At 65.2% G+C, this 9,966-nt stretch carries 9 protein-coding genes; 6 read left to right on the top strand and 3 right to left on the bottom strand.

The window, feature by feature from the left end:
* Together ACFE99_RS08345 and ACFE99_RS08340 are read left to right on the top strand one after the other, a co-directional pair.
* Positions 1 to 1,005: flavin-containing monooxygenase (locus ACFE99_RS08345; RefSeq protein WP_375484210.1), on the top strand; the 1,005-nt coding region annotated here is incomplete at its 5' end.
* 6 nt (positions 1,006 to 1,011) lie between these two features.
* Positions 1,012 to 1,926 carry a MerR family transcriptional regulator gene (locus ACFE99_RS08340; protein ID WP_375484208.1) on the top strand — a complete coding sequence of 305 codons (915 nt, stop codon included), beginning with the start codon at positions 1,012 to 1,014 and terminating at the stop codon, positions 1,924 to 1,926.
* 2 nt (positions 1,927 to 1,928) lie between these two features.
* Here ACFE99_RS08340 and ACFE99_RS08335 read toward each other — a convergent pair whose 3' ends face one another.
* Positions 1,929 to 3,281 carry a salicylate synthase gene (locus ACFE99_RS08335; protein ID WP_375484206.1) on the bottom strand — a complete coding sequence of 451 codons (1,353 nt, stop codon included), beginning with the start codon at positions 3,279 to 3,281 and terminating at the stop codon, positions 1,929 to 1,931.
* Positions 3,282 to 3,482: 201 nt separating this feature from the next.
* Between ACFE99_RS08335 and ACFE99_RS08330 the strand changes: the two genes are divergently transcribed.
* Together ACFE99_RS08330 and ACFE99_RS08325 are read left to right on the top strand one after the other, a co-directional pair.
* The gene (locus tag ACFE99_RS08330; RefSeq protein WP_375484204.1) at positions 3,483 to 3,698 is read left to right on the top strand and encodes a hypothetical protein; all 216 of its coding nucleotides are present in this window, start codon (positions 3,483 to 3,485) and stop codon (positions 3,696 to 3,698) included.
* A gap of 198 nt (positions 3,699 to 3,896) precedes the next feature.
* Positions 3,897 to 5,102 carry a sodium-dependent bicarbonate transport family permease gene (locus tag ACFE99_RS08325; RefSeq protein ID WP_375484202.1) on the top strand — a complete coding sequence of 402 codons (1,206 nt, stop codon included), beginning with the start codon at positions 3,897 to 3,899 and terminating at the stop codon, positions 5,100 to 5,102.
* Between the two features lie 72 nt (positions 5,103 to 5,174).
* Here the strand turns inward: ACFE99_RS08325 and ACFE99_RS08320 are convergent, their stop codons facing one another.
* Positions 5,175 to 6,095, bottom strand: a complete 921-nt coding sequence (locus ACFE99_RS08320; RefSeq protein ID WP_375484216.1) for a cation diffusion facilitator family transporter — start codon at positions 6,093 to 6,095, stop codon at positions 5,175 to 5,177.
* A 95-nt stretch (positions 6,096 to 6,190) separates the two neighbouring features.
* Here ACFE99_RS08320 and ACFE99_RS08315 point away from each other — a divergent pair, with 95 nt between their 5' ends.
* A complete protein-coding gene (locus ACFE99_RS08315; RefSeq protein ID WP_375484200.1) occupies positions 6,191 to 6,835 on the top strand; it encodes a cation transporter in 645 nt (214 codons plus the stop codon).
* Here ACFE99_RS08315 and hemW read toward each other — a convergent pair.
* Entirely contained in the window at positions 6,780 to 7,949 is a 1,170-nt protein-coding gene (gene hemW / locus ACFE99_RS08310; protein ID WP_375484198.1) for a radical SAM family heme chaperone HemW, read from the bottom strand. The two genes, ACFE99_RS08315 and hemW, sit on opposite strands and share 56 nt — an antisense overlap.
* Positions 7,950 to 8,292: 343 nt before the next feature.
* Between hemW and ACFE99_RS08305 the strand changes: the two genes are divergently transcribed.
* Positions 8,293 to 9,966, top strand: a 1,674-nt coding sequence (locus tag ACFE99_RS08305) for a nitrite/sulfite reductase (protein WP_375484214.1), incomplete at its 3' end; no start/stop codon positions are given.

Below are 9,966 nucleotides of genomic sequence, written 5' to 3'. Positions count from 1 at the left end.
GATCACGACTACGATTTGTCCGGCAAGCGGGTCGGCGTCATCGGTACCGGCGCCAGCGCTATCCAGATCATCCCGGAACTGGTCAAGCAGGCCGAGTTCGTCAAAGTGTTCCAGCGCACCCCCGGCTGGGTGCTGCCCCGCCTCGACCTGCCCACTCCGCGGCCCGTGCAGGAACTGTTTGCCAAAGTGCCCGCGGCCCAACAACTTGCGCGCCAAGCGCTGTTCTGGGGCCATGAGGCGAGCGCCACCGCGCTGGTGTGGAACACGCCGCTGACCTCGCTGGTGGCGCGGCTCGGCAAGGCGCATCTGCGGGTGGCCGTCAAAGACCCGTGGTTGCGCCGGCAGCTGACCCCTGACTTCGTTCCCGGCTGCAAACGCATGCTGGTCTCCAGCGACTACTACCCTGCGCTGCAGCGCGATAACTGCAAGCTCATCGACTGGCCGATCGCGACACTGAGCCCGGTCGGCATCCGCACCAGCGACGGCGTCGAACATCACTTGGACTGCATCGTGTTCGCGACCGGCTACGACGTGCACCTGACCGGCCCACCGTTCCCGGTCACCGGCCTGGGTGGTCGCTCCCTGCACGCGGAATGGTCCGACGGCGCACAGGCCTACAAGAGCATCAACGTGCACGGCTACCCGAACCTGTTCGTCATGACCGGACCCAACTCCGGGCCCGGCCACAATTCGCTGCTGGTGTACATCGAAGGCCAGCTCGACTACGCGGTGCGCGGCATCACCACCATCCTCGACAACAACCTGCGCTATCTCGACGTGCGGGCAGACGTGCAGCGCCGGCACAACCAGCGCATCCAGCAGCGGCTGGCCAAGACGACGTGGATGTCGGGCTGCAGCAGTTGGTATCTGACCAAGGACGGGTTCAACGCATCGATGTACCCGGGATTCGCCACCCAGTATCTTCGACAGATGCGAGATTTCCGGTTCGCCGACTACGACGCGGTCGCACAATCCTCCGATGTCCGCGTCAGCTCATCGGCCTGATCCGCGATGGCTCCCGACCGACCGCCGCGGGCAGAAACCGGCACTATTGCCGGGGTGCTGGCCAACCTGCGGCGGACACCGCGACGGGTTCGGCGGCAGTCGGTGGAATTCATCGAAACTGCCGTGTCGCAACTGTTCGACGCGGCGGCTCACCATCCTCACGGCGCAGCCGGCACCGGCGAATACCGAATCGACGAGCTGGCCCGGCTGGCCGGCACCACCACCCGCAACATCCGGGTGTACCGCGACCGCGGGCTGCTGCACCCACCGCTGCGGGTCGGCCGGATCGCGTTGTTCAACGACACCCACTTGACCCGGTTGCGGTTGATCACCTCGATGCTCGACCGGGGATACAACATCGCGCACGTGCGAGAAATGCTCAACGCGTGGGAAGAAGGCAAAGACCTCGCCGACGTCCTTGGCCTCGAGTCTGCGATTGTCGGGACGTGCGCGACCGAGAAGCCTGAGACCATGCCGCTCGCCGAGGCTCAGCGACTCGTCGACGACAGCAATGCGTTCGACCGGCTGGTGCAATTGGGTGTGATCCGGGTCGACGGCTCGCAGGCCACGGTCGTGCGGCCGAAATTGATCAAGGCGTTCAACGAGATCCGCGGCTACGGCGTGAGCATCGACACGCTGGTCGACCTGCATGAGCAGATCGTTCCGCTGGTCGACCAGATCAGCGAGATGCTGGTGCGCGCCGGGGCCGCGCATGTAGCCAACCGGATCAAACCCGGCGAGCCGCTGCCGCCCGACACCGAAATCGCCGAGTTGATCACGATGCTGGTGCGGTTCCGTACCCAGGCCGTCGCGTCGGTCGCCGCCACCCTCGCGTCGTCGATCGAGTCCACGATCGAGTCGCTGGTCAGCCGGATTCTCGCCGACTACATGGCGAATTCTCCCGAGGCTGAGGCTAACTGAGCCTACCGGCGCGCAACGAGATACGGGGCCAGCGTGGTCAGCTTCTCGCAGGTCTCCTCGAATTCCCGGTCGGGGTCCGACGCGCCGATGATGCCGGCGCCCGCCCGCAGCCAGGTCTGCCCGTCATGCTCGAAGACAGCGCGCAGCGTCAGCGCCGCATCCAACCCTCCGTCGGCCGAAAACATCACTACCGCGCCGGAATACAATCCGCGGGGGCTTTCGTCCAGACGCAGGATAGCGTCCACACCGGCGGCTTTCGGAATACCTGACGCGGTGACCGCCGGAAACAGCGCCTCCAGGGCATCCATCCGATCTTTGGACGCGAGGAGCCGGGCGCTAACAGTCGAACCCAGATGCTGCACACTGCCCCGTTCGCGAACCGTCATGAAATCGGTGACCGCCGCGCTGCCCGGCTCGGCGATCTCGGCGATCTCTCGTAGCGAGCCGCGCACCGAAATCGCATGTTCAGCAATTTCTTTGGCGTTTGACTCAAGGTCGTCGCGAGCCTGCTGGTCGCGCAACGGCCCGCGGCCCAGCGCCCGTGTCCCCGCCAGCGGCTCGGTGACCACCACGCCGTCACGGTGCACCGCCGCAACGAGCTCCGGGCTGTAGCCAAGCGCACGAAATCCGCCTAGCCGCAAAAGGAACGAGCGCGCCGGGGTGTTGTGCCTGCGTCCCAATCGATAGGAAGACGGGAAGTCAAGGTCGAACGGCACCTCAACCCGACGCGACAGGATCACCTTGTGATAGCGGCCGGTGGCGATCTCACCGATGGCGGCCGCTACCCGACGGCGGTAGCCGGCGGTGTCGGCGGCTACCTCGACCGGAGACGCCGTCGGTAGGTCCGGCACGCCGTCGCTCAGCAGTCGATCCACCGCCTCGCGGTGACGGTCTTCGGCGTCGTACAAATCGACCATGTCACCGCCGATCACGATGCGGGTCCGCGGCCAAAACACCCGGGCCAGTGGGGCGCGCGGCGCCAACCGCTCCTGCAACCCAAAGCGGTAAGCGCCGAATTCGAAAGCGACCCAGCCGAAAGCGTGTTCGGTTTCCAGCAGCAGCCGGTCGATTCCCTCACCGAGCACGCGTCCCGGCAGCCCAGACCAAGGCTGCCGCTGAACGACCCCGTCGCGCATGACACGCAGCTCGTCGCGGTCAAGCTCGACCACGGCCAGCACACCGCAGGCCAACACCCATTGCCCGTCATGTTCGTAGAGCAGGTAGTCGTCGCCGTCACGCTCGGGCAGCACCGCAGCCAGCTCCGCTGCCAGATCGGCCGGGTCAATGTCGCCAGGCAACCGAATCGACGGTGAAGCGGCCCTCGCGGAATGTGTCTGTACCCCGACCTCGGTCACGGTAAGTAAATTTAGCCTAACCTATCCACCGACGGGCGTCCTCCCTCACATACGAGGTACGACCCGTGGGGCCAAGGCATCGAGCGTTTCCACAACGTTCACGTGCCAGCCGCATAAGCGGCGCCCTGCCGACTGGGGGCTGTCCGTAAGATCATCGTCGGGTTTGCGGATCGCGCGAAAGGACAAGAGAGGGGCACCAGCATGTTCATCATCCGGCTCCTTGACGGGGAAGAGATCCATGCAGCCGAGGGTGACCAGCTCACGATCAATCAAGAAACCGGTGTCCTGACCGTCTCCCGCGCGGACGGATTCGACGAGGTCACGACGCACTACTCCCCTTCGGTGTGGGGATCGGTGACCCACCGCGTCAAGGGTGCCGCCGGCGTCAAGCCCACGCTGGTTTCGGCGTCGCGCTAACGCTCCGTTAGACCCTTACCGCCGCGCCGTGCCCGTGCGCCATCGAACCTTGAGGTTGCCTGCCAATCAGCGGCACGCCAGGAATGCCGCTCGCCATCCGGCTTCCACATCGCTATGTTTGCCGGGTTGTCCACCGCAGCGTGCGTGCACGGTTGGTCACGGGACTCAGCACCGCGGCGCTAAGTAAGGGAGAGCCCCATGCTTCTGGAGTTCTGGCAGAACTTCACTCACAACCTTTTCAAGCCGCTGCTGCTGTTCTTCTATCTCGGATTCCTGATTCCCCTGCTGAAGGTGGAGTTCGAATTCCCCTACGTGATCTACCAGGGATTGACGATGTACCTGCTGCTGGCCATCGGCTGGCACGGGGGTGAAGAGCTCGCAACGATCCACGCCTCGAGCATCGGCAACATCGTCGGGTTCATCGTCGTGGGCTTCGTCTTGAATTTCTTCGTCGGCCTTCTCGCCTACCTGCTGCTGGGCCGCATGACGAAGATGCGGCGGATCGACAAAGCCACGGTCGCCGGCTATTACGGGTCGGACTCGGCGGGCACCTTCGCCACCTGCGTCGGTGTCCTTGCGACCGTGGGGATGGCCTTCAATGGTTTCATGCCAGTGATGCTGGCCGTCATGGAGATGCCGGGCTGCCTGGTGGCGCTCTACCTTGCGGCGCGGTTGCGGCACCGCGGAATGGACGCCGCGGGGACCATGCCGGACGAGCCGGGCTACCTGCTGGCGAAGGTGGGTCCGGGCGCGGCCACTCAGCCGGCGGCCGGACACCGGCTGCGAACCGAACCCGACCCGGGCCTCGAGCAGGAGCTGGAGCTCTCGCTGGAACAGCGAGAGCATCCCGACAACGGCAATAAGCAGACCCTCGCCACGGTCCAGCTGCTGCGGGAGGTCTTGCTCAATCCGGGCCTGTATCTGCTTTTCGGCGGCATCATCATCGGGTTGGTCAGCCGGTTACAAGGAGCCAAGGTAGTGCACGACGACGACAACGTCTTCGTAGCCGCCTTCCAGGGTGTGCTGTGCTTGTTCTTGCTGGAGATGGGCATGACGGCATCCCGGCGATTGAAGGACCTCAAGAACGCCGGCCCAGGTTTCATCGCTTTCGGTCTGTTGGCCCCCAACCTGTTCGCGACGATTGGGATCATCACCGCCCACACGTACGCTCACCTCGCGCATTTCCACTTCAAGCCGGGCACCTACATCTTGTTCGCGGTGCTCTGCGGCGCTGCGTCGTACATCGCTGTGCCCGCCGTGCAGCGGCTGGCGATCCCAGAGGCGAGCCCAACGCTTCCGCTGGCCGCATCACTGGGCTTGACGTTTTCCTACAACGTCACGATCGGAATCCCGCTCTATATCGAGATCTCGCGTGTCATCACGCAACACTTCCCGGTCACCTGACGCGGGCGGCGGGCCCGGGAGTTATGTCTTGCCGAAGCTGGAGCCCGACCGTAACGCGCCGCGGCCCAGCGCTCACGCGGCTCTCGCCGTCCACGTAAAGCTGCGCATCTCAGGGATCTGGGGCGCCAGCGCGGCGGCTACCCTGCGACCGATCTCATCGGCCAGGGCGAGCGGAATGTCGGGGTTGAGGAAGCCTTCGACCTCGACACGTAGGGTTCGTCCGGTCCAGCGGGCCCGGGCATGCGCATGCTCCACACCGCTGATTCGGGTCGCGGCGGCTTCGGCGGTGATGACGATTTCGGGGTCGACGCCATCAAGGAGGCGATGAGCGATATCGGTGGTCACCTCCCAACCGACATGGCAGATGAATCCGGTGACGATGATTCCCGCGACCGCGTCGGCCCAACCCCAGCCAAGTGCCACTCCGCTCAAACCCAACATGGCACCGGCCGAGGACAACGCATCGAGCCAGGAATGCTTGGCGTCGGCCACCATGGTTGCGGAGCGGATCCGGCGGCCCACCACCAGTTTGTAGCGGGCCACAAGCTGATTGCCTGTGATGCCCACGGCCGCCGCAGCGATGCCCCAGCCCACGTGAACGGTGCCGCCATGACGCAGCAGCTTGGTGACACTTTCAAAGCCCGCGACCAGAGCGCTGCCCCAAATGACCAGTGCCACACCTATTCCAGCGAGGTCTTCGGCGCGTTCATAGCCGTAGGGATATCGCTCGGTGGGAGCTTTTCGAGATGCCCGAAACCCGACGAACACCAGAGCACTTGTCGAGACGTCTGACAAGTTGTGCAGCGCATCGCCTAACAGAGCTACCGACCCAGAAACTAGTGCGATAGCCAATTCAATGAGCCCGGTCAGCGCCAGTCCTGCAGCACTCATGACAACCGCATGGTTGGCCTGCCGACGCTCGCCCACGTCATCCGTAGCAGTTATGAGCGGAAAACTTGTCGCCGGGTCACGAACTCCGTTGATCAGGTGCATATCCGCAAGGATGCCCGCCGCTGGTGAGAGAGCGAAAGTGCCGGGCGGGAAACCTTGGCCGAGTGCAATAGGCTTCATCGTGGAAGACTGCTCTGATGACCGACCTCGACGAGGCTGCGCGCCGGTCCCTACGCAGGGGTTTCGCCCTGGAATATGCCACCCTGGGCTGGAATCTCATCGGCGTTGCCGTCCTCGCCGTCACAGCCATCAGCGCGAAATCCGTGGCATTGGCTGGATTCGGCCTGGACTCACTGATCGAAATCGGCGCCTCGACTGTAGTGATTTGGGAGCTGTCCGGAACTGGTGAAGCCCGGCAGCGAATTGCCTTGCGCCTCATCGGCATTGCGTTCGCCACCCTGGGCCTTTATCTACTGGTGCAGTCCACGGTGGTGCTGGTCAGTCAATTTCACCCCAAGCCGTCGCCGGGCGGAATCGCCTGGACCGCCGCTACGGCAGCAGTGATGTTCGGCCTAGCCGCCGGCAAGGCGCGTACCGGCGCTGCGCTGGCTAATCCAGTGCTGACCACCGAAGGCCGCGTTACGTTGATCGACGGACTGCTCGCGACAGCGGTACTGGTGGGACTGCTCCTTAATACCCTCGCCGGCTGGTGGTGGGCCGACCCCCTCGCCGGCTACGTTTTAGTGCTCTACGCGATGCGAGAGGTGAAGAGCATCCTCTTCGGTCTTAACCCAGCAGCGTCCGTACCACCGCATCGGCCAGCAACCGGCCCCGGTCGGTGAGCACCAGCCGCTCATCCTCCGTCACCACCAAACCGTCGGCGATCGCGGCCTCGGCGCGCTCCCGCTCGGCGGCGTCCAGCAGATGCAGTGGCAGCCCGCGGCGCAGCCGAATTTTCAACAGCACGTCTTCGGTATGCAGAGCCTCAGCGTCGAGTTTCTCGAAACCGGCCACCGGAAGCGCCGCCTCGCCCAGCAATGCCGCATAGGTGTTGGGATGCTTGACATTCCACCACCGCGTCCCCCCGACATAGCTGTGCGCTCCTGGTCCAGCGCCCCACCACTGGCCGTCGTCCCAGTAGCCCAGGTTGTGCCGGCACTGCCCGCCAGGGCGGCTCCAATTGGAGACCTCATACCAATCGAAGCCGACTGCCCGCAGCAAGGCGTCGGCGATTTCGTAGCGATGCGCCAGCACGTCGTCGTCGGGCGCCTCCAGCTCGCCGCGCCGGACTCGTCGCGCTAGGGCGGTGCCCTCTTCGACGACGAGCGCGTAGGCCGACACATGGTCGACGCCGGCCTCGATCGCAGCGTCCACCGAGCGCCGCAGGTCGTCGTCGGATTCGCCCGGGGTTCCGTAGATCAGGTCGAGGCTGACATGGTCGAAGCCGGCGGCCAGCGCTTCGCCGGCCGCCGCCACCGCCCGCCCTGGTGAGTGCACCCGGTCCAGCGTGCCCAGTACTCGCGGCGAGACCGACTGCATGCCCAGCGATACCCGGGTGTAGCCGGCCGAGCGTAGCGCCGCGAACAACTCCGGTGATGTGGATTCGGGGTTTGCCTCGGTGGTGACCTCGGCATCGGCTGCCAGCCCGAACTGCTGTCGCACCATGTCGAGCACCGCGCACAACCGTTCAGCGCCCAGCAGGGACGGCGTCCCGCCCCCGAGGAACACGGTGTTCGCCGTCGGGCCGCCCAACCGCGCGGCCGCCAGCTCCAATTCCGAGCCCAACACGCCCAGCCAGGCGTCGGGGTTGACCCCGCCTAACTCGGCCGGGGTATAGGTGTTGAAGTCGCAGTAGCCGCACCGGGTCAAGCAGAACGGCACGTGCACGTACACCCCGAACGGTGCGCCAGATCTCAGGTGCACCTCGGGAAGGTTCACCGGTGCCGTCTGCGTCATGACATCGATCTTTCCAGGAGATTCGCGGGCCGCGTTTACCTGCGATTCAGGCGCTCCGCGTAGTTTTGCTCACTGTGAGCGAAACTTTCACCTGGTCGCATGGCTCGCCAGCGGGTATGGCACAATGGCCGGGTGACCGTCGCCCATCACAGCCCGTTTCGCATTCCGTTGGTGGCGCGTCGGCACGTCGATCTCAAGCGTGTCTGCAGCTGTCGCTGTCTGGCCTTGATGTCGTAGACCCGCCCACCTGTACTTCCAGCTGGCCGCCGGATCTGCGCCGCCGGGACAGCCTCCCGTGATCTGCGCGGTCCACGCCGGCACCTCCGCAAAGGAGAACCCGCGTATGACCACTCCCCGTCCCAGCCCCCCTCGTTCTAAAAGCCGCAGTGAAGGCCAGTGGGCGCTGGGCTACCGCGAGCCGCTGAACGCCACCGAACAGCTCAAGAAAGACGATGCTCCGCTCAACGTGCGGGCGCGCATCGAAAACATCTACGCCAAGCGTGGTTTCGACAGCATCGACAAGACCGATCTGCGGGGGCGGTTCCGCTGGCTGGGTCTTTACACCCAGCGCGCCGAGGGCTACGACGGGACGTGGACCGGCGACGAGAACGCCGACCTGCTCGAAGCCCGCTATTTCATGATGCGGGTGCGCACCGACGGCAAGGCGCTGTCCGCTGTCGCGCTGCGCACGCTGGGCCAGATCTCGACGGAGTTCGCCCGGGACACCGCCGACATCTCCGACCGGGAAAACCTGCAGTATCACTGGCTCGAAATCGAAAAGGTGCCCGAGATCTGGCAGCGACTGGCCGCTGTGGGCCTGCAGACCACCGAGGCTTGCGGCGACTGTCCGCGCGGCATGCTCGGCTCGCCGCTGGCCGGCGAATCGCTCGACGAGGTGCTCGACGCCACACCGGCGCTCGAGGAGATCATCCGCCGCTACATCGGCAAACCGGAATACGCGAATCTGCCCCGCAAGTACAAGACCGCGGTATCCGGTCTGCAGGACGTCGCCCATGAGATCAACGACGTCTCGTTCGTCGGAGTGCGGCATCCCGATCACGGCCCCGGCCTGGACCTGTGGGTCGGGGGCGGGCTGTCCACCAACCCGATGCTGGCCCAGCGCGTCGGCGTCTGGGTGCCCCTCGACGAGGTGCCCGACGTGTGGGAGGCCGTTACCGCGATCTTCCGCGACTACGGCTACCGGCGGCTGCGCTCCAAGGCCCGGCTGAAGTTTCTGATCAAGGACTGGGGCATAGAAAAATTCCGTGAAGTTCTCGAACAGGAGTACCTCCAACGTGCGCTGATCGACGGGCCGGCTCCCGAACCGGTCAAGCACCCGATCGACCACGTCGGCGTGCAGCGACTCAAGAACGGGCTCAACGCGGTCGGGGTCGCCCCGATCGCCGGGCGGGTCTCCGGGACGAAACTGTCGGCGGTGGCCGACCTCATGGAGCGCGCCGGGTCGGACCGGGCCCGGTTCACCGCATACCAGAAGCTGATCATCCTCGACGTGCCTGACGAGAAACTGGACGAACTGGTCGCCGGCCTCGACGCGCTGGGCCTGCCGTCGCGGCCGTCGCACTGGCGCCGTAACCTGATGGCCTGCAGCGGGATCGAGTTCTGCAAGCTGTCGTTCGCCGAGACCCGCGGCCGCGCACAGGTTCTGGTGCCTGAGCTGGAAAAACGGCTGGATGACATCAACTCCCAGCTCGATGTGCCGATCACGGTGAACATCAACGGCTGCCCGAACTCGTGTGCGCGAATCCAGGTCGCCGACATCGGGTTCAAGGGCCAGATGATCGACGACGGCCACGGCGGATCTGTCGAGGGATTCCAGGTGCATCTGGGCGGCAGCCTGGGCGCGGACAGCGGGTTCGGCCGAAAGCTGCGCCAACACAAGGTCGCCAGCGACGAGGTGGGCGACTACATCGACCGAGTGGTGCGCAACTTCGTCAAGCACCGCAACGAGGGTGAGCGGTTCGCACAGTGGGCCATGCGAGCCGACGAGGACGATCTG

The organism is uncultured Mycobacterium sp. (assembly GCF_964249325.1).
Classification (GTDB): Bacteria; Actinomycetota; Actinomycetes; order Mycobacteriales; family Mycobacteriaceae; genus Mycobacterium.
The sequence above is the reverse complement of the archived record's forward strand: the minus strand, read 5'-3'. Positions and strand labels throughout refer to the sequence as shown.

Coding starts and splice junctions, on each gene's coding strand:
- ACFE99_RS08320 (WP_375484216.1), bottom strand. CDS start 6,095: ATGCACCTGATCAACGGAGTTCGTGACCCGGCGACAAGTTTTCCGCTC.
- ACFE99_RS08315 (WP_375484200.1), top strand. CDS start 6,191: ATGACCGACCTCGACGAGGCTGCGCGCCGGTCCCTACGCAGGGGTTTC.
- ACFE99_RS08325 (WP_375484202.1), top strand. CDS start 3,897: ATGCTTCTGGAGTTCTGGCAGAACTTCACTCACAACCTTTTCAAGCCG.
- ACFE99_RS08340 (WP_375484208.1), top strand. CDS start 1,012: ATGGCTCCCGACCGACCGCCGCGGGCAGAAACCGGCACTATTGCCGGG.
- ACFE99_RS08330 (WP_375484204.1), top strand. CDS start 3,483: ATGTTCATCATCCGGCTCCTTGACGGGGAAGAGATCCATGCAGCCGAG.
- hemW (WP_375484198.1), bottom strand. CDS start 7,949: ATGACGCAGACGGCACCGGTGAACCTTCCCGAGGTGCACCTGAGATCT.